This is a genomic window from Microbacterium sp. NPDC064942, from assembly GCF_049545525.1.
Classification (GTDB): domain Bacteria; phylum Actinomycetota; class Actinomycetes; order Actinomycetales; family Microbacteriaceae; genus Microbacterium; species Microbacterium gawkjiense.
On record NZ_JBMWDR010000001.1, the window covers coordinates 383,868 to 409,897 of the forward strand.

Consider the following 26,030-nt stretch of genomic DNA (forward strand, 5'->3'; position numbering starts at 1 on the left):
AGCTCGCCGCCTACAAGGGCTGACGCTCACGGGCGCGCGGCTGCCGGCATTCCGGCCGAATCACCATCCGGCTGCCGAGTCACCAGCGAGATGTGCGCGTTCGGGTGGTGATTCGGCACGCGAGCGGTGATTCGGCAGCGGGCCCGGGCTGACGCTCAAAACGCGATCGCCGCGAAGCGCTCGCCGATGAGGCGGTGCGCTTCGGGGCTCGGGTGGAGCCGGTCGGGGAGCGGATAGGTGGCGGCATCCGCTTCGCCGTAGAGGGCGAGGCCGTCGACGAGGTGCAGGTTCGGGTCGTCGCGGTGGGCGTGGATGTCGGCGAGGGCGTCGCGGATGACGCGGAGCGTGAGGCGTCCGCCGGCGGTGTCGCCGGGGGTTCCCGCGGCGCCGAAGAGCAGCGTGCCGGTGGCGAACGATTCGGGCTCGATGATGCCGGGGCCGGGCGTGTCTTCGTGGATGCCGCACCAGATCGGCGTGGTGAGGTGCAGGGGCGTGTCGGGGTGGCCGTCGCGGATGGTGTCGAGGAAGCCGTGGACCGCCGGGACGAACGCGCGCAGCCGCATGGCGTCGGCGTTGACGACGTTGATGCCGAGCGCGACGCTGATGATGTCGGCGGGGGTGTCGCGGATGACGCGGGCCATGAACGGGTCGACCTGGGCGCTGCCGCCGACGCCGAGGTTGCGCAGGTCGAGTCCGGCGCGGCGCGCGGCGAGCGAGACCCAGGTGGAGCTGGGCTGCGTCGCGTTGGAGCCCTGGCTGATCGAGCTGCCGTGGTGCACCCAGCGCGGCAGCTCGGTCGTGTCGGGCGAAGCGGGCGCGTCGGCGCGCAGCGCGATCAGCTCGATCGTCTCGTTGTGCGGTAGCCAGAGCTCGACGAGCTTGTCGCGCGGGTCGAGTCCGTCGACGGTGATGCGCTGCGCCGGTCCTTCGACGAGCTGACGGATGCCGGTGGCCGGATCGGTGTCGAGGGTGTCGCCACCGTCGAGCTCGACGCTGTCGTGCAGGGCGCCGTCGATGCGGACGTCGACGCGTCCGCGCGGGCGCGAGAGTCGGCGCAAGGTGGCGCGGGTCGAGTGGAGGTCGAGGTCGAGGCGGGATGCCGCGGTGCGGATCGCGATGCGTGCGCCGGCGGGCTGCGCCTCGACGCCGAGGAGTTGCGGCTCGGGGTACTGGGTGCGGACCCAGGCGGGCAGGCGGTGCGGGCGCAGGCCGCGCTCGGTGGGTTCGAGCTCGGCGAGTCCGCGGACGGTGGTGGTGTCGAGGGTGATGTCGATCATGCGGCGTCTTTCGGAGTCCAGGTGCGGAGGGCGCGGTCGAGGGCGTCGAGGGCGCGGTTCCAGGAGGTGTCGGTGGCCTCGTCGCGGTGGGCGAACGACGTGGCGGATTCGAGGGCGAGGTAGCCGGCGATGGTGGCGCTCGCGAAGCGGACCGCGTGGACGGTCTCGCCTTCGGGCAGGGCGTAGTCGCCGAGCGATCCGACGACGAGCGTCGAGATGCGGGATGCCGCCGGCTCGGTGATCTCGTCGCGCTCGACCGGCTGCGAGATCATCGCCCAGCGCGCCGGGAGCGCGAGCGCGTAGGTGCGCTGCGCGTCCGCGAGGTCACGGAGGGTGGGGGCGTCGCCGATGGTGTCGGCGAGCTCGGTGAAGACGGCGGCTTGGACGGCGCTGCGGAGCGCGGCGAGGTCGCGGACGTGCGCGTAGAGGCTGGCGGTCTGCACGCCGACGCTCCGGGCGAGCGCCGACATCGAGAGCGCGCCCGGTCCGTCGGCGTCGATGAGGTCGAGCGCCGCCCGGGTGAGAGCGTCGGGGGACAGGTTTGCGCGGGGCACGAGGAGTAAACCTACACCCTTTAGGTTGACCATACCGAAGCGTGCGATCTGGAGATCCCACGATGGCGCACATCGATCTTCGCGGCGTCTGAGGCTCGATCGTGGCCTGCATGTTCAGGTTCTCGCTCAGTCGGGTGTTGATTCGTCGGATTTTGGCTTCCAGCCGGTGAAGCTCTCCGCCTTCTCGCGCTCAACGTCCTTTTCGTAACTTGCCAAAATCGACTGCGCCAATTCACCGCCTTGTTTGGGGCTTTTGAGAATCGACTTATAGTCGAATTCGGCCGACTTGGATTCGACGTTCAGGTCGACGACTACAGTCTTCAAGATCTCTTCGCACTTGGCCAAAAACTCCTGCACCTGCGGTTCCGTGAGTAGGGACGGATCTGAAACGTAAGGACGGGAGGCCTCGTTATCGCGCAAGATGGTTGAGAGCAGATACAGCATGAAGTATCGCGTGAGCGTGTACGAGGCCATCGGGCGGTTCTTGAGTTTCGGCAAGCTCCCGGTTACGACCCCCATTAGTCGATGCAAGAAGATTGCCCGCTGCGCCGTGACTTCGGGGCGTCCGAAGATCTCGGCATACTTCTCGTCGAAGACTTTGTAAACCTGGTGAGCGGACCAGGGTTCTTGCACATCGAATGCCAAAAGCGCCCTTCCGGTCTCGTCATTTGTAACAACCGTTGCCCCGACGGGTGCCTTTTCGCCCCTCTTGATCTCGAAAAAGTACCCGCCGCCCGCCTCCGACATTTCCTTTTGCAGTCGGAGTTGAATGGCGTGATTCGATCGCAGGTCTCTCGGCTTGATGGCGTTCTGATTGTTACTGTTCTCCGTGATCCTGCGGGCGAGTGCCTCGTCCTGAACCTCAATGACCCGCACCAGCACACGTAGGTCGTCCGTCAGCTTTGCCTTATCGTTGTAGAAGCTCGTGAGACTTTGGGCGCCGTTCACAACGGAATAGTCTCTAATCGTCAGCTCGCCTGTCTTGGAGCTGTTCGCAGACGAGCACAGGATGATCAGGCCGTTGTGCCCAAGGATGAAATTCGCGTGCCCAGACTTATTCGCGAGCGCGCCACGGATAGCCTTGTTGACGCTAGTGTTACCAAGCCCGTAACGCACGTTCTCACGAAAAAGCGAGCCGTCTGCGATCCCGTCCATATGCACTAGTTGCAAGGCCCTCGCAGGGAACACAAACATGGTCGGATCGTCTGACGCCGCCCCGATCTTCATTTCGAGTGGATCGACATAGGAGGTGTCGAAGGTAAACTCTTCCTTCTTGCCTTCGGTGAGATCCACTTCGACCATCCGTGTGGCAATCTCCTCCCGATCGAAGATCATGAGGTCGGGGGTGACCTTGGCGTAGCCCTCAGAGTCGGCGTTATGAGACTCGTTTGTGACGTAGACCCCGACGAGTCGGTAGCCAGCTGCGACCATGTCGGCCAACTGTATCCGGACGATCAGGCGCTTTAATTCGTTGTCCGCGTTACCTGAAAGGACCGTGTTCACCTTTTCGACGGCGTCAAACTGGGACACCGAACCCATCAAGTTCTTCGGTCCGACATCTCCAACCTTGCCGTTGTCGTTTTGTCGTATCTTGGCCTGAAGGAAGTGAATCTCCTCGTTGTTGTGGTCAACGTAGATCCCATCGATACCCTTGTCGTTCGAGTGGTCGCAGACCGCGTCTCGCGCATCAGTTTCGTCCAATCGGTAGATGTTCTCGAGGAACCACACGAGGAAAGCGGCTGACTCCGCCAGCCCGGTCCGTTCGGTGACACGAGCGATGCGCTTGGACACTAGTGCGTAATTCAAATCGCTGGACTTCATGTGCGCAGGCTACTGTGCACCACCGAGCGCTGCATAGTGAGCAGTCGACTCCTGCGCCCGACTAGCAGTGGACGTCAGCCCCGACTCGCCCTCACACCGCGACCCGAGCTATCTATCCGCGGTCGTTTGGCGTCGGTTGAGTCACAGCGCACGTGGTTGCTGGCGAGCCCATCTCCTAGTTGTGTATATGTAGTATTCGCGCTTCGATGACCCAACCTTGGTCGTTCGCGCGACGACGGCAAGCGCGTTGGCGGCAGGCGCTGTGCTCACGGCCCGTGGAGACCTACGGGCATCCTTGACCTCAGCCGCAGGTCTCGAACACGTACGCCGGATCGTCTGGCGCGACGAGATCCCGATCCCGCAGCACGACGGATGCCGGTGTCTCCGGGTCGGCACAGACCTCGTCCCACGGCCGGGGCAGGTTGTCGGTGTAGTCAATCGCGAGCACGTGATCGCCGTAGACCTCGGTGTAGGCGGAGCATTCCTCGTAGGCCGCGCACTCTTCGACGACGGCGAAGTCGAAGCCGGCGCGTGAGCGGAGGAGGGAGGCATCCTCGGCGGCGTTCTTCTGTCCGGCCGCGAGTCCGACGTCGTGCGCGGTGTCGACGAGCAGAGTCGCGAGGTCGAGCGCGTCGTCGCGGGTGAGAGCGCCGTCGGTCCGGGTGTAGGTGTCGAGGTTGTCGAACTCGACGGCCTCGAACCCTTCGGACGCGCAGTCGCGGATCCACGGCCCGACGATCTTCGCGATCTCGTCCGCCTTGCGGGTGTCGAGGATTACCTCGTTCGGCCAGTCCGGGTCGATGACCGGCTCGCCGTCGTCATCGCGGAGCAGGAGCTCATCGGGCCAGACATCGAGCTCACCCGGCTGTGTCTGGAAGCCATTGACGTAACAGACGGAGTAGAGGTGATCGACGGATGCCGCGGCCCGGTCGCGTACGACGATCTCGGCGCCATCGGGCGGGCCGTAGGCGCCGCCGAGCTGGTAGTCGAGCTGACCTCCGGCGGGTGGCAGCTGCGGACCAGCGGGCGGGTCGTGCGGCGGAGGTGACTGGCCGGCGCATCCGCTGAGCAGCAATGCGGTCGCGGCGAGCAGGGGGAGTGCACGCCGGACGGTCATGTCGCGAACCTACCCGACGCCGGGGGATCGGTAGACTCGACGGGCCAGCCTCTGTAGCTCAATGGAAGAGCAGTTCCGTCCTAAGGAAACGGTTGGGGGTTCGAGTCCCTCCAGGGGCACCACACTTTTTTCTTCTGACCGGGTCTTTCTTCTATTGTCAGACCTCTCAGGATCGCGTTTTGCCCCCTTTTTGCCCGCATTTGTAAACGCTATGAGCTGAAAACAAGGCGCTGCGTGGCCCCTCGCTTGGCGGCTCAGAACACCGAAATCGAGCGTTTCGAGCGGCCCAGCGGTGCCTCGGACAACTGAGCAAACTGCTCTCGACGGTCACTGGATCGGCGGTAGCGGGTCTGAGGACTCGGTGGCAGTGCGACTAGCGGCATCGCGGCGTTCAGGCGTGCGGCGACGGCGTCCAGATCAGCCTCGAAGAGGTCGGCATAGGTGTCGAGCGTCATCGCTGCTGATGCGTGGCCGAGCATCCTCTGCAAGGCCTTCACGTTGGCGCCCGAGCTGATCGCCAGTGATGCAGCGGTGTGGCGGAGGTCGTGCGGCGTGAGCCGCGGGATCGACGGATCGATCGCCTGCGCACGCTTCACCGCGTTCGCGAACCATCCCTGGCTGCCGGAATTGCGCATGTGATGGACGCCGTCGCCGAAGAGCAGCCCTCCAGCGCTCTTGCCGGCGCAGGCCTGCTCGATCGTCGGAGCGAGGCGATCCGGGTATGGGACCGAGCGCTTCTCATGCGTCTTCGGTGTGCCGACGTGGATCTCATAGCCGATCATCACCGCGTTCTCCTCGATGACGAAGCGCTTGCGCAGCCCGTTCACGCTGCGCACCCGCAGCCCCGTCGCCTCACCCCAGCGCAGGCCGGTGTGCGCAAGCGTCAGAACCATCCGGACCGGCACACGAGACGACAAAGGATCGATGTATTCGCCCTTCGACTTCGCCAGTGACCATTGAGAGGTAGAGCTTCGCCTCGCGGATCGTGGTGAAGGCGCGCTTCTCCGCCTCGGTGTGATCCGGCTTGCGATATCGCACGCGGTAGCGGCGGCCCTTGCCCGTCTCGTACGGGGTGATGCTGCCCATCGCGACCTCCGCTGGTGCCTGGCTCGACAGTCAGTATCGGGGCAGTGTCGGACGCTGGGCGGGGGTCGTCAACGCGGTCGATGACAGATGTGGATAGATACCGGCAGACGTGGGCAACTGGGGTTGCGGTGCAGGGGCGCCTCCTCCGACGCCGAGAGTGTAGCGATCGGTCGCGCCTCCGTTCTCGCCGCTCACTCGTTGCAGACTCCGCGCTGTCGCGCTCCGCGTAGCAGCCGTTCGACGACGAGCACTGCGACCGCGCCCGATTGCTGAATTGGCTGGATGTCGGAGCGGACGGGACCGAGCGTTCGGGTGATCGTTCGACTTGATGACCAGCTGACGCGCCATGACCGATACGCTGCCGGCTATGGACCCAACGACTCCCGCGCTGCTCGCGCTGGAGGCCGGCGTGAGCCAGAAGCGGGTCCGCGAGATTCTCCGCGAGCTGTACGGAACGCTGCCTGAGGACACGACTCGATGGGTGCTCGACGATCTTCAGGCTGAGGAGGTGCGGTCAAGACTTCCTGCTCGAGACGGTGCGCCGCGCGACTGGGCTCTCGAAGTTGGCGATACCGTTCGGCGCCGGCAGCTCCATCGGCAGTATGGCGGAGGGCAGCAAGGTGGAATCTCTTCCTCCAGCCGCACTTCCGACATCTTCATCTTCACCAACCCGGCGCGCGGGTCACGGTATGGGTATGACCTTCACGAAGGTCTGCAGCCCGACGGAAGCTTCGCGTACACCGGCGAGGGCCAGTCTGGGGATCAGGAGTTCACTCGCGGGAACAAGGCGCTGCTGAATGCTGCGGACGACGGACGCACGATTCGCGTTTTCAATGCTCAACCGCCATACGCAACCTACGTGGGGGCGTTCACGACGGGCGATCCTCTGTGCTCCTTCCACGAGATTCCCGGCGCGGACGGCAATCTTCGGCGCGCGATCGTGTTCAACCTCGTGCCGCTGGACGCCAATCCCACGTTGCTCGCTCCGAATCCGGGCCAGCTTCGGCTGCTCAAGCCGCAGGTGGGTCGCTGGGACCCGCCCGATGCTTCAGACATCAACGTCATCGTCGATGCCACTCAGCTCCCGCCAGGGGATCGCCTCGTCTCGCGCCAGGAGTTTCAGCTTCAGGCAGATTTCGGGCAGTGGCTCACCGAACGGGGCACACCGCCCAGCCGACTTCGACTCCCGGTCGCCGGAGCGATCATCGAGCCGGACATGTACGTGGAGGCCGAGGGGTGGGTGGTCGAGGCGAAGAAATCTACAGGGCGCGAGTACGTCCGAATGGCGATCGGTCAGGTGCTGGACTACACGCACAACGCCCGCGCGCTCGATACCCAGGTGACCCCGATGATCTTGCTTCCTGGTCGTGCAGAGTCGGACCTGCAGGAACTGACGGCTGACCTCGGTATCACTCTCGCCTCCCGCGACGGAGACTCATTCGAGCTGGTCCGGCCGTAGCAATCAACCGCTGACGCCGCCGACGATCATTCGCACCGCGGCGACATCAGCTGGTGCCCAGTCGAGGCCTTCGAGCTCCTCTGGCGGGCACCACCGAACTTCGGCGTGCTCCATCAGCTGAGGCGTTCCGTCGATCAGCTCACACCAGAAAGTCGTGAGGGTTACGGTTCCGAAGTCATAGTCGTGCGTTGTTGTTGTCAGCTCGTCACCGACATCCACGCTGCAGGCGAGCTCTTCAGCGATCTCGCGCTCGAGAGCGGCTCGAGCGGTCTCGCCTGGCTCAATCTTCCCGCCCGGGAACTCCCAGTGCCCGGCAAGGCTGCCCGACGGACCGCGCTTCGCGCAGAGTACCTCGCCGTCGCGCACGATCACCGCACCGACCACGTTGATCTGCCTATGCACAAACGTCCCTTTCGGAGTTGGTTGGGCGCAATGCCCATCCTGCCGCAGAAAAGAGTCATCGCATCAGAACCCGTAGGCGATCAGTGCCAGCGGACGCAGGGCTCAATTCACCTTGACGCGGCGGCCGAGACGGTGCTCCTCCATAGAGGACGTCGCTGTGCTCAGGCGCAGGCGGCATCGCCTGATGGAAACGCGGACCCGTCAAACCTCCACCCATATCGCGTGGTTTCGATACGGTTACCGGTGAGTGGTGGGGGCGGAGTGATTCAGGGGATCGCGAGCTGGCATAAGGCGCGTGTTTCATCGCTCAAGCGCGACAGTGTCCTTGGAATGGCATAGCCTGGAAAACTTTCGCGCGCCAGACCGAGCAGCGAGCCAGAGGAGGGGGAGCGCTTGACCAGCTTCATGATCGGGCCAGTGAGCGTTGAGGTGCTGGATGGCGAGCACGCGATCGAGGTGGTTCCGCCGAGCGAGTGGCATGGCGACAGGCAGGAGCGTCCGGCCCACGCGGTGCTCGCCAACCTGAAGGCGGGTGACGGTCTTCGCGCACAGGTCTCGCTGGTCCGCTGGGATGACAGCGACGAGGTGTCGCTGGGCTTCGCGGAGCTTCTCGCGGGCCCGTCGGACTACGAGCGGCTCGAGGATGCCGGAGCGATCTCGCCGAAGCTCGTCGGTGACAAACTGGTCGCGCGGATCCGTGCGCTGCGTTACGGAAGGGGCGGGCGAGCCACTGGCACAGCGGTCGAGTGGTCGCAGATCGGTGAATGGGCTGGCGGCGACGCGCAAGCTTTGCTCGCCGGGTTCGGTGCGACGCGCACGGGGGCCTATGGTGTCTTGCTTCCGAGCGCGACGCGGTTCAAGACCGAGCCGGCAATCGAGGTGCCGCTTGCCGATCCGTCGGCTCTGTTCGCCGTTTACGCGCTGACGCGCGTCGTGCCGATCATGACCGGGTACGGCAAAAAGTCAGTCGAAGGACCAAACGAATGAGTGAGGTCGACGTTTCCATTGCGCTGCCTGAGGACGAGACACCCGGCGAGCTCATCAAGGCATACTTCACTCTGATGCGGGCGTTCGGCTGGGATCTTTATGTCACGAGCCACTTCGCGCTGCGGGAGTCGCTGGGTTCGCAGTGGTTCGCGGCGAGGATCAGCGAGCTGAAGGACTCTGACCCGAAGAACTGGCGACCGAACCATCGCTTCGAGCCGCAGGATCCCGGTGTGATCCTCCGCGACTATGTTCACGAGCAGGACTCTCCGTATCTGGGTGTGTTCGGCGGGCAGTTCCAGAAGCAGGTCGCAGCGAAGAAGATCCTCGCCACCAGGAACACCTGGTTTCACTTCGGTGACGATCCGACGACCGCCCAGCTTCTCGAAGCGGGGAAGGTCGTGCGCGGATTCGTGCAGTCCACCGGCATGCACATCGCGGGGCGCATCGGTGCATTGATCCAGCGGCTGGACGACATACGTACCGGACGCTACCCCTTAGACCCGGTTCCGAGCATGGGCGAAACGGTCGCTGTAGTCACCGAGAACACGCCCCTGGAAACGCCAGAGGACTTGCCTCGCCCGAGCATCGGCGGCACCTGGGTTGGCACGATCCCCGAGCTGCGCTACCGCATGACCCGCGCAGGTGATGTCGTGCACCCCGACACGATGGAATCCGTGCGCGCAAGGGTCACCGGCGACTTCGCCGACAAGGTGCGCGCCTGGACCGCCGTCGAACCGCGCGGTCGCGAGGTGTGGATCGACACGGACGGGGCCGTTGGCGGGTTCGTCGGCGCAACACCCCGTCTACTCGGCTACCTCGGCCCCGACCCGGAGGGTGACATCGCCCGCGGGTTCTTCACCCCACACTTCTACACCGTCGAGGGTGAGGAGATCGCCGACCTCGACTCGGGCGAACGTCGCAAGCAGCCGTTTGCCCGAGGTCTTGCAGACGGCGCGACGCTTCGGGTGACGACCTATGGCGACGTCCTCGTGGTTGGCGACGTCGATAGATTGGCGCGCGTGGCCACGGTCACGCCCAACGAGTGGTTCCCGGGCCACCTGGGCTGAAACGAGAGAGATAAACGTGGCAACTCCCGACAGCTTCATCGTCGACAACACCAACGAGGACTGGAAGGCCCTCCAATACGTGCGCGAGTGGTGCGACCTGAGCCAGGCGATCGACATCGCCACTGGCCACTTCGAGATCGGCGCCTTCCTCGCACTCGACGGCGCGTGGCAGAAGGTCGACCGCATCCGCCTCCTCATCGGTGGCGAGACGAGCCGTACCACCGCCGACGCGATCGCCGCCGCGCTCGACACATCGATCAGGGTCGAACGCCAGAGTGGAGATGCATTCCTCACCGGGGTCGAGGGCGTGGTCGACGGTATTCGCTCGGGCAAGATAGAGATCCGGGTGTACAAGCCGAAGAAGTTCCACGCCAAGGCCTACATCACCCACGGCCGTCACCGTGTCGTCGGCTCGGCGGCGCTCGTCGGCTCGTCCAACTTCACCCGGCCGGGGCTCACGCAGAACGTGGAGCTCAATGTGCGCTTCCAAGGCCCCGAGGTCGCTGAGTTGCAAGAGTGGTACGAGGAGCACTGGCAGACCGCCTCGCCGGTCAACTCAGAGTTGCTCGCCGTGCTCGACCACAACGTGCGCGAGTTCACCCCTTTCGAGGTGTACACGAAGGCCTTGCACGCGCTCACCGCGGACGCCGATCCCACCGACAAGACGTGGGAGGAGTCTGAGTCGGTGATTTATCCGCAACTGGCGCCCTACCAGCGCGAGGCATTTCACTCGCTTGTGGAGATATCGAAGCTCTGGGGCGGCGGGTTCCTTACCGATGGCGTCGGCCTTGGCAAGACGTTCGTCGGCCTCATGCTTACCGAGTACTACGCCGTCCGGCAGCGCAAGAACGTGCTCATCATGGCCACGAAAACTGGTCAGGATGCCGTATGGAATCCTGAGATCAGGGATCGGCTTCCCGATCTATACGGCGGTCAATTCTCGAACGTTATCGTCAAGGCCCACACCGACCTCACGACGAAGTCGGGGGCTGCGGAGATCGAGCACCTGGCGAAGCGCGCCGATGTGGTGATCATCGATGAGGCGCACAACTTCCGGAACCACGGAAAGTCTCCCACTGAGGAGAACCCTTGGGGCTCGCGCTGGTGGCGTATGCACGAGATCTGCAGGGGCAAGACGGTGTTCCTACTGACCGCCACGCCGATCAACAACACCTTCTTCGACCTCGTTCACCAGGCCGAGCTGTTCACCGGCGTAGATGAGGACTCGCACTTCGCGAGCATCGGTGTGAACAGCCTCCGTAAGTACATCGTGAATCTCGAGAAGCCGTTCAAGCAGGTCGTTCCCGATCACGCGGCCATCGACCAGATAATGGCCGACGACAAGCTCTTCCAGTCGATCATCCACCAGAACTCCCGCCGCTACGCCGTCGAAAGCGCGAAGGTGGCGGGTGGTGCCGAGGTGATCTTTCCCGACCCGCAGATTCCCCGCGCGGTCCCGTACTCGTTCGGTCTGCTGTACTCGCCACTGTTCGACGAGATCCAGGCCGCTTTCAGTCGCGCCAATCCGCTGTTTGTGCTGCCGATGTACTATCCGCTGGCGTTCTCGACCGACCCGAACGTCGACACACGGCTGGAGAACCGGCAGCGGCAGGTGGTCGCCCTGATCCGCACGATCTTCCTCAAGCGGTTCGAGTCGAGCCTTGCCGCCTTCGCCGGTTCGTGCCTAGACCTCTCGGCGAAGGTGCTCAGGTGGCTCGACGTGAATGTCAAGGGTGACGCGACTAGCGAGGCGGATCTAGCGACTTGGCGCGCCGCGAACGAGCCGACGCTGCAGGCCATTCACGACACCTACCGGTCAACCATCGACGAAGGATGGCACGAGGAAGACCTCACCGAGGAGGAGCTCGAAGAGCTCGACTACAACCTCGTCGGCGGCGGCTACCGACTCGACGACATGATCGCCGCTGCATTCGACGACCTGGACCAGCTGACCAAGTTCATGAACCTCGTGCTCGCCGGTGCAGGCCTTGACGACAAGTTCGCGAAGCTGCGGACGCTGTTGATGGGTCCCTCGAGCTCCGAGAAGGCGACGCTCGACGGGGAGGTTTTCACCGAAGAGTTCCGGACACAGCCGGTGATCGTGTTCACCGAGTTCGCCGACACCGCCCGTTACCTCCACGAGGAGCTTCTGAAGGCGGGTCTGACGGATGTCGACCGCATCGACGGTGGCCGCAAGGGTGACCGATACGCGATGATCAAGCGCTTTGCCCCGTTCTACAACAAGGTCGGCAAGCGAGACCGTGCAACACAGGAACCCCTGCGTGTGCTGATCTCCACTGACGTCCTCAGCGAAGGAGTGAATCTCCAAGACGGCACGCTTCTGGTCAATTACGACATCCATTGGAACCCCGTACGGCTCATGCAGCGCATCGGCCGCGTTGACCGGCGTATGAACCCCGCGATCGAGGCGGAACTCGTCAAGGAAAGGCCGAAGGCCAAACGGACCCGAGGCAAGATTCAGATCCGCAACTTCCTGCCGCCCGACGAGATCAACACCCTTCTGCAACTCGTCGGCCGCGTCGAGGGCAAGACACTGATGATCTCCAAAACACTCGGGATCCCCGGGGGCAAGCTGCTCGACGCCACCGACATCTTCGATGACGTGAAGGTGTTCCAGGCGTTCAAGGACGAGTACATCGGCGACATCTCCCCGCTGGAGGAGCTGCGACTCAAGTGGCTCGAACTCGCCAAGGCCGACCCCGAGTTGGAGGTCCGTACCGAACGGCTCCCCGATGGCATATCTGTGGCGAAGGACGGCAAGCCCAAGGGTCTCTTCGTCTGCCGCAGAGTCCCCACGCTTACGAAGGTCGACGATGACAGCGACCCCGCGTGGAGTCTCAGTCCCGGTCGGATCGAGTGGAGCCTCAAGACCGATGATGAGGTCGAACGCGGGCCGCTCACTATCGACCACGCCATCAACGCCGGGGTCGACACAACGAAGGCATCGTTCTCCGACCGGGGGACCCTGCACGCGGCACTGCGCGAGTTTGAACGAGCAGAGACCAAACAGCTCCGGAAAGATGTGCAGCTCCCGATGGATGCGCCGACGCCTCAGACGCTGTGCTGGATGGAGATCGTATGAATGCCGATGATGCGCGCCTGCGCGCTCTGATCAAGGCCGCGCCGAGTTCGATCGGGGGCCTCTTCTCACTGCTCTACGAGGGCCTCGACTGGCCGATCTACGACATGGCCTTGGAGGCGGATGACATCCTCCTCGATTGGGCACCTGAGGAGCTCCAGCTCGATCCCGAACATGTCGCTCGGCTCACTGGAATCTCCCAGATCCCTCCATTGACGGCCAAGCAGAAGTTCGGCGCGTTCTATCTGCGGTTTGAAGGTGGGCAGTTGCCGATCGGTGCGGTGCGGCGTCTCGTTCAGCAGCTTGTGACGAGCAAGCGCGGCAAGGGCGGCGGCAAGCTGCCGACATGGAAGTTGAGCGACCTGCTGTTCTTCTGCCACGCCGACGGCAGCCAACCCGTCCTCCACGTCGTCAACTTTCAGGAGAGAGAGGGAAAGCGCGTTCTTCGGGTTCTCACTTGGAACGATCAGCCCACCGAGACCCGCTTGAGTCTGCTTGCCCGTCGCGCTCTCGACGAGCTGCGGTGGACGAGCGACGAAGGCCCTCGTGTCGTCACTGACCCGTCGGCCGGGGTCGGATTCTCCGGGTACCGGGAGGGCATCAAGAGTGCGAAAGCTCTCTCGCGTCGCATGGCCGAGGTCGCGCTGGATGTACGCGACGAGGTGAATGGTCTGCTCACGGTCGAGACGGCCGACGGCCCCATGCGTTCGCTGTACCGGAACGTGCAAGAGAAGCTCATCGGGGACATCACACCCGAGCGATTCGCCGACGTATACGCGCAGACGATGGTCTACGGACTACTCACGGCGCGAATCGCCCACCCTGAGGACTTCAAAGCTGAACAGTCGCTGTCAGTCATCAAGTTCGACAACCACTTCCTCGACGCGATCTACTCGCGCTTCCGCGACGAGACCGACGAGGTCATCGATGTTGACGAGCTCGGGCTCGCTGACCTGGCTGACCAACTTGCCAACACTGACGTCGATGAGCTGCTCGCTGACTTCGGCGCAGACAACCAGCGAGACGACCCTGTCGTCTATTTTTACGAGGAGTTTCTCGCTCAGTACGACCCACAGCAGCGGAAGGACCTGGGCGCCTTCTACACTCCCAAACCCGTTGTCCGTTACATCGTCAAGACTGTCGACGACGCGCTCAAGTCATTCGGACTGACGCTTGGCGTGGCCGATTCGACGACGTGGAGGCAGTACGTCGCTGGCCACCCCGACATCGAGATGCCGGCAGGCGTGAACCCTGATGATGCGGTCGTGTCGATGTTCGATCCTGCCAACGGCACCGGGACGTTCCTCGTTGAGTGGCTGGAGCAGGCCAAGCGCAACGCGGGGCAGGCTGGGGCCGACGCCGCTCTAAAGCACGCGTCCGCGGTCGAGATCTCGCTCGCCTCCTATGCCGTGAGCCATCTCAAGGTCTCGCTCGACCTGTCTGAAGGCGCTCGCCAGAAGGCGCGGCTACCGATCTACCTTGGCGACACCCTTGGCATGCGGCGCCCCGAGGGCCTGAAAGGTATTGACGACCCGATCGGCGATGAGGGCCGCCTCGCGGATCGTGTGAAATACGACCGGCACCACAACGTGCTCATCGGCAACCCGCCCTATGACCGCGTCGAGAGCGAGGGTACCGGCGGGTTTATCACGGCGCGCACCCGCGGTACGCAGGCTGAAGGCTTCCGTTCGCTTTTCGACGACATCTTCGACGACGCCCGCAGGCACGTCATATTCAGCGCGCACGCAAGCCTGTACAACCTCTACGTCTACTTCTGGCGGTGGGGGATCTGGAAGGTATTCGAGCAGAACACCGGGCCCGCGGTCATGTCGATGATTACAGCATCCTCGTGGCTCGACGGTGCCGGGTTCCTTGGGCTGCGTCGCCTCGCCCGTGAGGTCGCTGACGAGATCATCGTGCTCGATTTGCACGGCGACGGCCTCGGCGCGCGCAAGGACGCGAATGTTTTCGACATCCAGTCGCCGGTAGCGATCGTGACCCTCACACGCCGCGGTCGAGGTGACCGCTCGAGGCCAGCGTCCGTGCGGTACGCGAGCCTCTTCGGCAAGAGCCGCGATGAGAAGCTCTCTATCCTGTCCGAGCTCGCCGCGGGTCGCGCTCGCCTGCATACGATGCTGACAAGTGACGACTGGCACAGCCCGTTCATCCCGGTGACCGGCGGGGCAGACTGGGCCAGCTTCCCGAAGCTCACCGATCTCTTCCCTTGGCAACAGCCCGGAGCGATGATTAGCCGAACCTGGCCGGTCGCCCCAGATGTGCGGACGCTGAAGCGGAGATGGAGCGCCTTCACCCAGACAGGCGTTCCTGACGAGCGCCTCACCGCTTTCTCGCCATCGAAGACGGGGCGAACGATTACCACAAAGGTGGCGGGCATGGCGAAGCTGATGGACTTGGCCGCGGGTGATGCACACGAGCCGATCGTTAGGTTCGGGATGCGGTCGTTCGATCGGCAGTGGACATTCGAGGACCCTCGTCTTGCGAAGACCGAGAGCCCGTCCCTGTGGGCATCGCTGTCGAAGGAGCAGGTCTTCCTCACGACGATGACGACGACCAGCCTGGGCGATGGCCCGGCCGCGACGCTGACGACCGCGGTCCCTGACAAGCACTTCTTCAGCGGTCGCGGCGGCAAGGACATCATCCCGCTCTACCGGGACGCGAAGAAGACACCTAACGCCGACCCGAAGCTGCTCGCAGCCCTGACGGCCCGCCATCGCGCGGTCGAACCGAGTGCTGCCGCGGTGACGCTCGAGCGACTGTTCGCGTACGCGTTCGGCGTGCTCGCCGGAGCGGATTATCGGGCGCGGTTCGCTGATGGGCTTGAGACTCCCGGTCCACGTGTGCCAGTGACATCGGACCCAGGGCTATTCGAGCGCATGGTCGCACACGGCAAGCAGCTCGTCTGGTTGCAGACGTTTGGTGAGCGATTCGGTGAGGGCGCCATCTCCACCGCTGGCATCGAGTGGTCCATGGAACCGACGCGGCTACCGGACGGCAAGACCGATCTAGCCTACGACTCCGCCACGCAGACGCTGCGCGTTGCCGACGGCGCGCTAGTTGGTGTCCCCGCTGACGTATGGCGCTTCAGCGTCAGTGGGATGGAGGTCATCCCGAAGTGGCTTGGCTACCGCATGGTGAAGCCCGCCGGCCGTGCCGCCTCTAGTGATTCGCCTCTCGACCACATCCGGCCCACGGCATGGGCAACAGAGTGGAGTGACGAGCTCATCGAGATCGTTGCGGCGATCAGGGAGACCCTCGCGGAGTTGCCCGATGGGATCGCGTTGCTCGACGAGATCGTGGCCGGTCCTCTGATCTCAGCGGAGGAGCTGCCGGCGCCTCCCGCGGCACTGCGCCAGCCTCCGAAGACGAACGGGGGCGATCACAGTGGGCTCTTTGCCGACGACTTCAGCTGATGGCATCGCGAACCGAAGGGCGTGCATCGGGCGGCCGCTAAGCCACGTCGCAGGAGAGGAGCCGTGACTTGATCCGCTTCGGTTACCACCCTATTCCTGACGACCTGGATGCCGTGCTCGGTCGCGCGAGGTTTGCGCGCGCGATAGTGATGGACGAGTCGATTGACGGACTCTACGATGCGGTCGACTCCGTTCGGACCGCTCCGCTGCCTGACGCGCAGCTACCGGCCGGACTGTACTGGTTTGACGGGGTCGTCGATCCATTGATCATGCAAGTCGGAGCGGGCCCGACGGGCACTTCTGATGAGCTCGCACTCGACGTCTGGGATGACGCGGTCGAGCATCCTCTTGCGGAGGCGCTGAAGTGGGCCGAACATCTGTGGGATACGGGACTAGCGGTGCCTGCACCGAAGTTCGACGTCGGCGACCGCGCACTGACAGTGCCGGGCGGCGCCGATGTTGAGGTCAGGGCACGTACGTTCGATCACGGGACGTGGTCCTACCGCGTACGTGGAGACGGTGGTCTGCGCTCCGAGCTTGAGCAGAAGCTCGCGCCGATCGAGGCATCCGACCAACCCGACGAGTGGGTCCTTGGCGAGCGTTCATCTGCCGCGCGGTTTGGAGCAACGCTCACCCGGACGAAGCTCAGGGGTCGTTTCGCGGACACGATCTACTCGTTCCGGGCGACGCGAACCGTGTTTCGCCCCTACCAGTTCAAGCCGGTTCTCAAGCTTCTGCAGACGGGCCAGGCGCGGATACTCATCGCCGACGAGGTCGGCCTCGGCAAGACGATCGAAGCCGGGCTCATCTGGACGGAGCTCGAAGCCCGCCACGAAGCCGATCGGGTATTGATCGTCTGTCCGTCGGTGCTCGTCGATAAGTGGCGCGACGAGATGCTCGAACGATTCGGGTTCGATGTCACCCAGCTTGACCGGGATGAACTCAGGCGATTTTTGGAGCAGCACCGCGAGGGGCGGGTGCCCCGACGGAAGGCTTATGTGGTCTCGCTGGAGACCTTGCGCACATGGGACGCGCTCGAGGAGCTGCAGGATAATCCGCCGGAGTTCGACCTCGTCATCGTGGACGAGGCGCACTCGATGCGCAACAGCGAGACGAAGAGCTACCAACTCGGCACCCAACTTTCCGAGTGGACGATTGGGTCAAACATGGTGTTCCTCACTGCAACACCGATCAATCTGCGTGAGACCGACCTACTTCATCTCCTTGGCTTGCTCGAGCCGGCCGACTTCGACACGATCGACGATCTCGAGGCAAGACTCGAACCCAATGCGGTCCTCAACGAGGTTGGTCGTATGCTCACGCGCCAGGATGTGCGCAGTGACGACTTTGACCGGGTGCTTAGCGGGCTGAGCGGCCTCGTCTTCGAGAAGGCGATCACGCTTCGACCGGAGTTTGGTGAGCTCAGAGACATCCTGCGCCGCGCACCGCTTGCGCCCAAGGATGTCGCGGAGGCTCGTCGCCACATCGGAGAGCTCAATGCTCTCTCCACGACCGTGACCCGCACGCGCCGAGCGGAGGTCGATGAGAAGAAGGCGATGCGTGACGCAGAGCCGGGCATCGAGATCGTCTGGAATCCCGCCGAGTCGGACTTCTACGCCGAATACCTCAAGTGGTGCGCGCGACGAGCTGACCTCGCCAACACGCCGCTCTACTTCTCGATGCAGATGCCGATCCGACTAGCGAGCACCAGCATCCACCTCGCCGCTCAAGAGGTCCTCAAGTCGAATCCGGAGGTGTGGGCCGGGGACGCATCGGACGGACGCGGCGCGAACTGGGTAGAACCACATCGGGAGCTGGTCGCGGCAGCCCGCACGGTGCTCGCCACGCCGGACACCAAGCTGGAAACGCTGGGTGAGGTGCTGCGCGAGCTTCACGGCCTCGGGCGCCAAGCGCTGCTCTTCACGTGGTCGAAAGCCACCCTGAAGTATCTGCATGCGGCGTACAAGGCGGACTTCCGCATCGCTGTGCTGAACGGTGACGTCAAACACGAACAGCGCCGGAAGATCATGAAGGACTTCCGCGCCGGCCACTTTGACTTCCTCTTCGCGAACCGCGTCGCTTCCGAGGGCCTTGACTTCGAGTTCTGTTCGGCCGTCATCAACTACGACCTGCCGTGGAACCCCATGGAGATCGAGCAGCGCATCGGGCGCATTGACCGGATCGGTCAGGAGTCCGAGAAAATCCTCATCCGGAACTTCTACAACGACGAGGCGATCGACTCGCGCATCATGTTCCGAGTGCTGCAACGGATCGCAATCTTCGAGCAGTCCATCGGAGAGCTCGAACCCATCATCGGCCAGCATATGGATGTACTGCGTTCGGCGATGGACTTCCGGCTCACGCCCGCCCAGCAGGAAGAGAAGGCGAGGCAGTTCCTCACGGCGATCGAGGCGCAACGGCAGGGCCTCCGTCAAGTCGCTGACTCCGCCGCCGGGCTGATCATTTCCAATGATGTGGAGGTCGCTGGGCTCGAGGACGAGCTCATCGCCACGGGTCGATATCTCGGGCAGGTCGAGCTTGCCCACCTGTTGGACGACTGGGCGCAGACGGATGGAGGCGACGCCGTCAGCTGGAGCGCCGATGGCCGAACCATCGAAGTGCAGGGAAACCCCGCGATGGCCGCCAGGGTCATAGACCTGACGCAGCGCGGGCGACGAACACGCGCCGAGACCGGCACGTTGATCTCCGACCTTCAGAACCATGTCTCGATCCATTTGTCGCTCGATCAGGAGCTCGCCCGCACAAGCGAGATCGACCTGCTCTCGGCCACCCATCCGCTCGTCATGGCGGCTACTGAGGTTCCGGGGCATAGGCACGCGCGGTTCGCCTCGGTCCGCATTCGCGCTACAGAAGAGGTCGCCGCGGGCCGGTATCTGGTCGTACTCGCGCATGCCGAACACGCGAGCCGGGGTGGTGACGAGATATGGGGCGCCTCCGTCGACGACAACGGACTGTCGAAGGGCGATGGCCCAGCAGATGCGGTCCTGGCTGCGCTGGCCAAGGGAACCTTGCGCGAGGGCACTGCTGTGGAAGCCACCGCGCTTCCTCGCCTCGCAAGTCGAGCAAAGCGCGAACTCGAGCGGCGACACCGCGAGGTTCAGGATCGCCGAGACATCGAGGAGGGCGCACTCACCGAGGCGCGACGTGCAGTCCTAAGTGATCAGCACTCCCGACGTATGAAGGGCATCGAGCGTCGCATGCAAACGATGCTCGAGCGCGACCGAGGGCACAAGGTCCTGCGGATGGTCGAAGGCCAACGACGTCGACAGCAGGAACGCTTCGAAACACTCATGGCCGAACTGGAAGCGAAGAAGCCGAACGCGGTGTCGTTGCGCTACTTGGCGGTGTGCGCATTGGAGGTGGTCGCATGACGGATCCGCGTCACGCCGGAGTGGCTGCAGACGAGGCTGCAATCGAGAGTCAGTACAACGACGCGCTTGCCAGCAAGGCGAAGCGACTCCGGACGCTAATCAATCAACAGACACAGAACACCCTCACGTCAACAACGAAGGTCGACCTTGCCACCCGAGGCGAGCTGGTCGGTCGCGTCGCCCTTGTCGCGCCGAGTGAGTTGCTCGATGGCGCCCGAGACTTCTACATCGGCACGGCGTCGTATGACGGCGAGGACTTCCAGGTATGGAACTGGACCGCCGCCATCGCCTGCACGTTCTACCGGAAGCCCGATGGTCATCACGAACTCTGCGACGAAGTGGCTGGCGTTCGTGTGCTCGCTCATCGCGGAGGCCGCATCGTCGACTTTGAAGACGAAGCCGTTGGCGATGCCGTCGTGACGGACCTCTTCCCGAAGCGGAAGCTGCAGGTGCCTCGAGCACCCGTTCCTCGTCCGGTGACGGCATCCGTGGCCCTGGAGGACTCGCTGTCGCCGGTGACCGGCGAGTCCGGCTCAACCTCAACGCCACCATCTCACGGTGCGTGGCCAAAGGGCGTCGAGTCGGCGCCTGAACCTCCCAAACCGACCGCTTCGGTTGCGCCAGGGCCAGCCATTCGAACTCCGGATCTCCTGCGCCGCCAGCTCTCGGCACCTAAGAGCGCTGCCATGTCCGCTGTGCTGGCAACTCTGCAATCCGATCAGTATCAAGCGATCACGCGGCCTGCCGCCGAGAGCCAGGTGCTTCAGGGCCACCCTGGAACAGGCAAGACGATTATCGCCGCCCATCGCGCCGCCTACCTCTTGAGCGATGACGTGCCGAAGGCCTCCACACCTAAGGGACACGTCTTGCTTCTTGGGCCGACCGTGGAATACGTCGAGCATGTCCGGAGTGCGCTCCGGAAGCTGATCGGCGACGACCAGCGGTATGAGGTGAAGGCACTCCCGGATCTGCTCGAGGACCTCGCGGAACTGCCACGCTCGGCGGCTCCGACCAACACATTCGTCTGGGAGGACGTCAGCCCCGAGTTAGCGAGACTCATCGATATTGCGTACGCGCGCGCTCGCGCAGAGCTCAACGATGCGGGCGAGAAACCGACGTCAAGTGACGTCTATGCCGAGCTTCTGTGGCTTCTTCAGGATCCCCCTGCCGAGGGGCTCGAGCCGGAGTGGGTTGCCTATCTGAGGGAGCTTCCGAGTAACTATGGCGAATTGAAGAGGCGGCGGATCAGCTCATACCGGGGCCTCATGGCCTATATCGGCGCTCGAACCTCCCGAACACCTGATCCGGGACACGTGATCGTCGACGAAGCTCAGGACATCCACCCCATCGAGTGGGAAACTCTCGGCTGGCTTGGAAACACGGGCGGATGGACAATCCTGGGAGACATGAACCAGCGGCGCACCGACCACACGTTCGCGTCTTGGGACGACGTCGCGACAATCTTCGGGATCGAAGACGACCGGGGAAAGGCACCAGTGCAGATCCTCCAGCGAGGCTACCGATCCACATCCCAGATCATTCGCTTCGCCAACCAACTCCTCCCAGGTCGGGAGCGCACCCTCTACTCTCTGCAGCAGGATGGCGAGATTCCGACGGTGCAGCGAGCGATGTCCCCGAATGACCTTGTTGAGACGACGATGAAGGCCGCGGAAACCCTGCAGACGCGAGTCGGAGCCGGTACTGTCGCGATCGTCACCATGTCGCCGACGTCCGTTCGCGGCGCGCTGACTCGCCGGGGATGGAAGGCGGACGTGGGCGACCCCTTCACCTGGCGCGGGGAAGCGAAGACTCTGAAGCTGCTCCCGCCGGAACGCGCACGCGGACTCGAGTTCGATGGAGTGGTGGTCGTGGAGCCTGCTGACTTCCCAGAGAACGTCGGTCGACAGGGAACGCTCTACACAGCTCTGACGCGAGCCAACCGACTGCTGACGGTCGTGCATCACAAGCCACTCCCTCGAGGAATGAAGGCGCACCCTTAGCAGGGCTCGCCTCATCCGGGGCTTATGAAGATCCGACTACGCTCGAAAGTGTCCGCCTCGACGAGATCAACGATGATCCGCCACGAGTCAACGAGAAAGGTGAGCGCTCGTGCCGCTTCCTCTGCTTCTAGTGCCGGTCGGTGTCGCGGTGGTTGCCGTGATCGGTGGTGGGATCGCTCTGGTGCTGTCTCGGATTGCGAAGAAGCTTGAAAATCGTCGCGTTGCCATCCTCGGGGGGGCAAAGGTTGGCAAGACGACATTGTTGCGAACGCTGCGGGACGCCACTGTTCCTGACAGAGCGCTGACCATGTTGGATCACTCTTGGGCGGGGAGATTCGAGATGGATGTGCGCGGCAGGTCGGTCGAGTTCGACGTGCCGCGTGACATCGCCGCAAATGACCTTGATCTCTCATACAAGTCCTGGAAGGACGCTTTTACCGAAGCGCACTACGTTTGGTACCTATTTCGCGCTGACCTCGTAGCGGCCGGAGATCCCGACACGCTGGATCGGGTGAAAGGTCATCTCGCCCGATTCAAGGGGTGGATGGACGCCGACAAGTCTTTGCGACCGCGGATAATCCTGATCGGCACTCACGCCGACGTCTCTCCCCAATTCGAGGCTGACTCAGGGAAGCTGATTGATGCGGTGCGTTCCGCGTCTCCGATCAAGCTGGGGATGGTCAAGCTGAATCATGCCGACCTCGTCGTTGGCAGCCTGCTGACTGATAAGGACGCCAAGAGGCTGATCAGACGCCTCGGGAGCCACCTCTGAAAGGCGGGTCCCGCCGATGACGATTCGTTACCGCAGCACACCCCTCCGAGCCCTCGACAATTGGACGACGCGATGACTGACGACCCTGTAGCGACACCTTTGCCGCGGTCGGTTCTCGTCGTGGATAATCAGCTCTACCGTGAGATCTCGGAGAGTCCCGAATCCGTCGATCTTCTCGACAACCTCGATGCAATGGTGATCCCGTACTCGGCGAAGGCCGAGGTGAATGTGGCAGAAGTCACTTCCATCCGTCGGCTCCTCCTTGACGCCGGTCAATTGGCTCCTGGCTCGCTTCTTGTGAAGAATCCGTACACGCCGGCCACGTATGAGCCGGCTGACCTCGCGCTAGAAGCATTCGCGTTGGCGAAGTACCACGCCCTGGCGAACGTGGCGAAACACCTCGGTGCGACGAAGGTCAGCTTTGTCGACGCACAGGTCGACAACGCCGAGTCATCGTGGAACGTAGCAGCGAAGGCGAAGACTCCCGCAGCGAAGGCTGATCTTCAGGTCAGCCGAGAGGTCACGCAGAAGATCGCGAAGAAGCTGCACGGTGAGATGACTTTCGACGGCGCGGCGCCCGACATCGATTCGGCCCTCGAGTCCCTTCGCGTTCGCAACCTCATGAGCGACCAGCAGTTGCGGTATTTGATCGAACTCCGGACGGGCACGAACCCAATCGCCAGCTACAAGATGACACTCAGCGGTACCCGCGAGTCGTCCGCCAACTTGCGGAGCGCATTGAACCTCGTAGTCAGCGTGCCCAAGTCGGGGGATGGGTCTGCGTCGTTCACGAAAGTCGTAAATACGATCAGCAACATCGACATCACGACCGAGATCACCTTCTAGGTCCCGCGGTTCCGGTGCGACGACCGACGGGATCACCTGGCGAGCCGCCGGCACGTCGGCTTTGAGCCGGCGGCCGTGAGGAAGCGACCCGCCAGGGTCGTCGCCCTCATTTCTTACGCGGCAACGCCGATCGAGAGCGCCTGGACCAATGGCACCCTTACACGTCGCGCTCTGGAATCGTCAGCGCACCGACGCCGCGACGATTCGAGAGCGATGGAAGTGCAATGCACGCAGGCACCATTCGGTGGGGCGCGATCCGCGCTTCATCGAGAGCCACTTAGCGACACCTGCCCGCAACGCGTAAAAAGCGCTGGCCAGGATTTCAAAATGAGTCCTAACCTGGCGCCATGCTATCGGGGCGCTGGCCGGGAGCCCGCGATCAGATGACGCGGATGCGGAACCTCTCGGCCGCTCGGATTAGGTCGGCGTCCGTCAACAGCACCGCTAACGGTGACAACGGCGTCAGGTTCTGCGCCCACGGGTGGTCCAGCCAGAATCCTGACGATAGGTGAGCCCTGCGCTCGCACGCGTTGCGCCGACCATCCGACCCTCAGTCACATTTCTCGCATGTCGTCAAGGCAACGCGACAGCATCGCCCACGTGTGACACTCACCCCATGCGCACCATCGTCATCACCGGAGCCAGCGACGGGATCGGAGCCGCGGCATCCCGTCAGCTCGTCGCTCGGGGTCACCGTGTCGTCCTCGTAGGCCGTTCGCCGAAGAAGACGCGGGCCGTCGCGGCTGAGCTCGGCACGCCGTACCACCTCGCCGACTTCTCCGACCTGGCGCAGGTGCGCCGGCTGGCGAGGGAGCTGCTCGAGGCGTACTCGCGCATCGATGTGCTCGCGAACAACGCGGGCGGGGTGTTCGGCAAGCGGCAGTTGACCGGCGACGGGTTCGAGCAGACGTTCCAGGTGAATCACCTCGGGCCGTTCCTGCTCACGAACCTGCTGCGGGAGCGGCTGGTCGAGAGTGAGGCATCCATCATTCAGACCGCGAGCGCGGCGGCGCGGCTGTTCTCACGCTTCGACGTCACCGACCTCAACGCCGCGCGCCGCTACTCGGGGTGGCGGGCGTACGGCAACGCGAAGCTCGCGAACATCCTCTTCACCCGCGAGCTGCAGCGCCGGTGGGGGAGCGACGGCGTCTCGGCGGTCGCGTTCCACCCCGGGGTCGTCGCGACGAACTTCGCGGGCAACACGGGCGGCGCGCTGCGGTGGATGTACCACAGCCCCCTCGCGCGCCGCCTGCTGACGACGACCGACGAGGGCGGCAAGCGCCTCGTGTTCCTCGCCGACGGCACCCCGCGCGAGGACTGGCTGCCCGGCGCCTACTACGAGAACGACCGCGTCACGAAGACCCACCGACTCGCGACCGACCCGCGCCTCGCGCAGGAACTGTGGGAGCGCAGCGCCGAGATGGTGCAGCTCGGGTGAGGCTCCGTTAGCCTAAGGTCCACACGACGCGACGGGAGGCGGGCATGATCCACGATCTCTTGCGCGTCGTCCTCGAGGTCCTCGGGCTCCTCGTCGCCGTCGATCCGTCGCTGAGCGGCTCCGCGCTCACGGTCGCGCTGCTCGCGCTCGCCGTCCTCACGCTCGCGCTCCTCGCGACCGCCGTGCACGCGGGAACGCGCGGAGCGGCGCCGCATCCCACCCGTCGCATCGAACTCACGGCACCGCTCGCGCAGAGCGATCCCGATGCGCCGGGACACGTCCGCCGTCGCGGGCCCGGTCAGGTGACTGCGGCCGCGTAGCGTCGAACCGTCCGGGCACCTCGCGCCCCGGCATCCGTTCGCGGCCGATCAGCCGACCCTGATCGCTCCGACGAACGGAACCCCGTGGACATCACCACCCTGCCTGTCATCTCCACCCTGCTCGACCTCACCTCGCGCGGCCTGCTCGCCCTGACCTCGCTGCTCACCCCCTGGACGGGAGCGTTCGCCGGCGCGCTCGCCATCGTGCTCGTCACCCTCGTGGTGCGGGCGGCGCTGATCCCCGCCGGCATCGCGCAAGCCAAAGCCGATCAGGCGCGGATGCGGCTCGCACCGCGGCTGCGCGAGATCCAGACCCGGTACCGCGGCGACCGGGAACGCCTGCAACGCGAGACGATGCAGCTCTACCGCTCCGAGAACGTGTCGCCGTTCGCGAGCTGCCTGCCGATCCTCATCCAGGCGCCGATCGTCGGTCTGCTGTACTCCGTGTTCATCCACGCGAGCATCGCCGGGCACACCAACGAGCTGCTGTCGCAGACGCTGCTCGGCGTTCCGCTCGGCACGAGCCTGCTGCACGCCATCACGACCGGAACCGCCGACCTCGCGACCTGGCTGGTGATCGGATGCCTCGTCCTCGCGATCGCGGCGGTGGGGGAGATCACGCGCCGGGCGTTCCGGGTCGAGCCGGTGGACGGGATGCCGGTCGGTGTGCTGGGAGCACTGCAGTTCGCGACGGCGGTCGTCGCCGTGTTCGTGCCGCTCGCGGCGGGGGTGTACCTGCTGACGACGGTGACCTGGACGCTCGGGCAGCGGGTGGTGTTGCGGCGGGTTGTTGGGTGACGTGCGCTCGGTCCGCACGCTCGCCGGTCCAATCACTCTGCGAGCGGCGTCTCCGACGGATCGGTGTCATCGCTGGCCACGCGACGACGCTACCCGGTGCACAAGCGCGGGCGAGGCGGCGAACGGTCGACGGCGAGGGATGTCGGCCGCAACCCTTTCAGCC

At 64.2% G+C, this 26,030-nt stretch carries 19 protein-coding genes and 1 tRNA gene; 13 read left to right on the plus strand and 7 right to left on the minus strand.

Features of this window, described 5'->3' with window-relative positions; translation table 11 throughout:
- Positions 1–155 precede the first annotated feature (155 nt).
- The 4 genes from ACPEH2_RS01845 to ACPEH2_RS01860 all read right to left on the minus strand — a co-directional run bounded on the left by ACPEH2_RS01845 (position 156) and on the right by ACPEH2_RS01860 (position 4,769).
- The gene (locus ACPEH2_RS01845) at positions 156–1,277 is read right to left on the minus strand and encodes a GDSL-type esterase/lipase family protein (protein ID WP_423718089.1); all 1,122 of its coding nucleotides are present in this window, start codon (positions 1,275–1,277) and stop codon (positions 156–158) included.
- Positions 1,274–1,831 (minus strand): TetR/AcrR family transcriptional regulator, encoded by a 558-nt coding sequence (locus ACPEH2_RS01850; RefSeq protein WP_423718090.1) that lies wholly within the window; start codon positions 1,829–1,831, stop codon positions 1,274–1,276. Before ACPEH2_RS01850 ends, ACPEH2_RS01845 begins: the two co-directional genes overlap by 4 nt.
- A gap of 126 nt (positions 1,832–1,957) precedes the next feature.
- On the minus strand, positions 1,958–3,652 hold the full coding sequence (locus tag ACPEH2_RS01855; protein WP_423718091.1) for an AIPR family protein: 1,695 nt from the start codon (positions 3,650–3,652) through the stop codon (positions 1,958–1,960).
- 301 nt (positions 3,653–3,953) lie between these two features.
- Positions 3,954–4,769, minus strand: a complete 816-nt coding sequence (locus ACPEH2_RS01860) for an endo alpha-1,4 polygalactosaminidase (protein WP_423718092.1) — start codon at positions 4,767–4,769, stop codon at positions 3,954–3,956.
- Positions 4,770–4,816: 47 nt separating this feature from the next.
- Here ACPEH2_RS01860 and ACPEH2_RS01865 point away from each other — a divergent pair.
- A tRNA-Arg gene (locus ACPEH2_RS01865) sits at positions 4,817–4,891 on the plus strand.
- A gap of 132 nt (positions 4,892–5,023) precedes the next feature.
- On the opposite strand, the gene ACPEH2_RS01870 is transcribed toward ACPEH2_RS01865, so the two are convergent.
- Positions 5,024–5,662 carry a site-specific integrase gene (locus ACPEH2_RS01870; RefSeq protein ID WP_423718093.1) on the minus strand — a complete coding sequence of 213 codons (639 nt, stop codon included), beginning with the start codon at positions 5,660–5,662 and terminating at the stop codon, positions 5,024–5,026.
- Entirely contained in the window at positions 5,622–5,855 is a 234-nt protein-coding gene (locus ACPEH2_RS01875) for a hypothetical protein (RefSeq protein ID WP_423718094.1), read from the minus strand. The genes ACPEH2_RS01870 and ACPEH2_RS01875 overlap by 41 nt, the downstream gene beginning before the upstream one ends.
- 346 nt (positions 5,856–6,201) lie before the next feature.
- Here ACPEH2_RS01875 and ACPEH2_RS01880 point away from each other — a divergent pair, with 346 nt between their 5' ends.
- Complete coding sequence (locus tag ACPEH2_RS01880) at positions 6,202–7,314, plus strand: hypothetical protein (RefSeq protein ID WP_423718095.1); 1,113 nt, start codon at positions 6,202–6,204, stop codon at positions 7,312–7,314.
- A gap of 3 nt (positions 7,315–7,317) precedes the next feature.
- Here ACPEH2_RS01880 and ACPEH2_RS01885 read toward each other — a convergent pair whose 3' ends face one another.
- On the minus strand, positions 7,318–7,698 hold the full coding sequence (locus ACPEH2_RS01885; protein ID WP_423718096.1) for a (deoxy)nucleoside triphosphate pyrophosphohydrolase: 381 nt from the start codon (positions 7,696–7,698) through the stop codon (positions 7,318–7,320).
- Positions 7,699–8,109: 411 nt separating this feature from the next.
- On the opposite strand from ACPEH2_RS01885, the gene ACPEH2_RS01890 reads away from it, so the two are divergent.
- The 11 genes from ACPEH2_RS01890 to ACPEH2_RS01940 all read left to right on the plus strand — a co-directional run bounded on the left by ACPEH2_RS01890 (position 8,110) and on the right by ACPEH2_RS01940 (position 25,867).
- A complete protein-coding gene (locus ACPEH2_RS01890) occupies positions 8,110–8,703 on the plus strand; it encodes a hypothetical protein (protein WP_217532382.1) in 594 nt (197 codons plus the stop codon).
- Positions 8,700–9,770 (plus strand): hypothetical protein, encoded by a 1,071-nt coding sequence (locus tag ACPEH2_RS01895; RefSeq protein ID WP_423718097.1) that lies wholly within the window; start codon positions 8,700–8,702, stop codon positions 9,768–9,770. Before ACPEH2_RS01890 ends, ACPEH2_RS01895 begins: the two co-directional genes overlap by 4 nt.
- Positions 9,771–9,786: 16 nt before the next feature.
- Positions 9,787–12,873 carry a helicase-related protein gene (locus ACPEH2_RS01900; protein WP_423718099.1) on the plus strand — a complete coding sequence of 1,029 codons (3,087 nt, stop codon included), beginning with the start codon at positions 9,787–9,789 and terminating at the stop codon, positions 12,871–12,873.
- Complete coding sequence (locus ACPEH2_RS01905; protein ID WP_423718101.1) at positions 12,870–16,301, plus strand: type ISP restriction/modification enzyme; 3,432 nt, start codon at positions 12,870–12,872, stop codon at positions 16,299–16,301. Before ACPEH2_RS01900 ends, ACPEH2_RS01905 begins: the two co-directional genes overlap by 4 nt.
- 68 nt (positions 16,302–16,369) lie before the next feature.
- A complete protein-coding gene (locus ACPEH2_RS01910) occupies positions 16,370–19,693 on the plus strand; it encodes a helicase-related protein (RefSeq protein WP_423718102.1) in 3,324 nt (1,107 codons plus the stop codon).
- Entirely contained in the window at positions 19,690–21,693 is a 2,004-nt protein-coding gene (locus ACPEH2_RS01915) for a hypothetical protein (protein WP_423718103.1), read from the plus strand. Before ACPEH2_RS01910 ends, ACPEH2_RS01915 begins: the two co-directional genes overlap by 4 nt.
- A gap of 109 nt (positions 21,694–21,802) precedes the next feature.
- On the plus strand, positions 21,803–22,465 hold the full coding sequence (locus ACPEH2_RS01920) for a GTPase domain-containing protein (protein ID WP_423718105.1): 663 nt from the start codon (positions 21,803–21,805) through the stop codon (positions 22,463–22,465).
- A 72-nt stretch (positions 22,466–22,537) separates the two neighbouring features.
- On the plus strand, positions 22,538–23,311 hold the full coding sequence (locus ACPEH2_RS01925; protein ID WP_423718106.1) for a hypothetical protein: 774 nt from the start codon (positions 22,538–22,540) through the stop codon (positions 23,309–23,311).
- A gap of 616 nt (positions 23,312–23,927) precedes the next feature.
- Positions 23,928–24,749 (plus strand): SDR family NAD(P)-dependent oxidoreductase, encoded by an 822-nt coding sequence (locus ACPEH2_RS01930; RefSeq protein WP_423718108.1) that lies wholly within the window; start codon positions 23,928–23,930, stop codon positions 24,747–24,749.
- Positions 24,750–24,793: 44 nt separating this feature from the next.
- Positions 24,794–25,069 (plus strand): DUF6412 domain-containing protein, encoded by a 276-nt coding sequence (locus ACPEH2_RS01935; protein ID WP_423718110.1) that lies wholly within the window; start codon positions 24,794–24,796, stop codon positions 25,067–25,069.
- A gap of 84 nt (positions 25,070–25,153) precedes the next feature.
- Positions 25,154–25,867 carry a YidC/Oxa1 family membrane protein insertase gene (locus ACPEH2_RS01940; protein ID WP_423718111.1) on the plus strand — a complete coding sequence of 238 codons (714 nt, stop codon included), beginning with the start codon at positions 25,154–25,156 and terminating at the stop codon, positions 25,865–25,867.
- The last annotated feature ends 163 nt before the right edge of the window (positions 25,868–26,030 follow it).

What these genes read in the sequence shown, in the direction of transcription:
- ACPEH2_RS01845 (WP_423718089.1), bottom strand. Translation starts at nt 1,277, where the DNA reads ATGATCGACATCACCCTCGACACCACCACCGTCCGCGGACTCGCCGAG.
- ACPEH2_RS01855 (WP_423718091.1), bottom strand. Translation starts at nt 3,652, where the DNA reads ATGAAGTCCAGCGATTTGAATTACGCACTAGTGTCCAAGCGCATCGCT.
- ACPEH2_RS01860 (WP_423718092.1), bottom strand. Translation starts at nt 4,769, where the DNA reads ATGACCGTCCGGCGTGCACTCCCCCTGCTCGCCGCGACCGCATTGCTG.
- ACPEH2_RS01870 (WP_423718093.1), bottom strand. Translation starts at nt 5,662, where the DNA reads ATGGTTCTGACGCTTGCGCACACCGGCCTGCGCTGGGGTGAGGCGACG.
- ACPEH2_RS01875 (WP_423718094.1), bottom strand. Translation starts at nt 5,855, where the DNA reads ATGGGCAGCATCACCCCGTACGAGACGGGCAAGGGCCGCCGCTACCGC.
- ACPEH2_RS01880 (WP_423718095.1), top strand. Translation starts at nt 6,202, where the DNA reads ATGACCGATACGCTGCCGGCTATGGACCCAACGACTCCCGCGCTGCTC.
- ACPEH2_RS01895 (WP_423718097.1), top strand. Translation starts at nt 8,700, where the DNA reads ATGAGTGAGGTCGACGTTTCCATTGCGCTGCCTGAGGACGAGACACCC.
- ACPEH2_RS01905 (WP_423718101.1), top strand. Translation starts at nt 12,870, where the DNA reads ATGAATGCCGATGATGCGCGCCTGCGCGCTCTGATCAAGGCCGCGCCG.
- ACPEH2_RS01915 (WP_423718103.1), top strand. Translation starts at nt 19,690, where the DNA reads ATGACGGATCCGCGTCACGCCGGAGTGGCTGCAGACGAGGCTGCAATC.
- ACPEH2_RS01925 (WP_423718106.1), top strand. Translation starts at nt 22,538, where the DNA reads ATGACTGACGACCCTGTAGCGACACCTTTGCCGCGGTCGGTTCTCGTC.
- ACPEH2_RS01930 (WP_423718108.1), top strand. Translation starts at nt 23,928, where the DNA reads ATGCGCACCATCGTCATCACCGGAGCCAGCGACGGGATCGGAGCCGCG.
- ACPEH2_RS01935 (WP_423718110.1), top strand. Translation starts at nt 24,794, where the DNA reads ATGATCCACGATCTCTTGCGCGTCGTCCTCGAGGTCCTCGGGCTCCTC.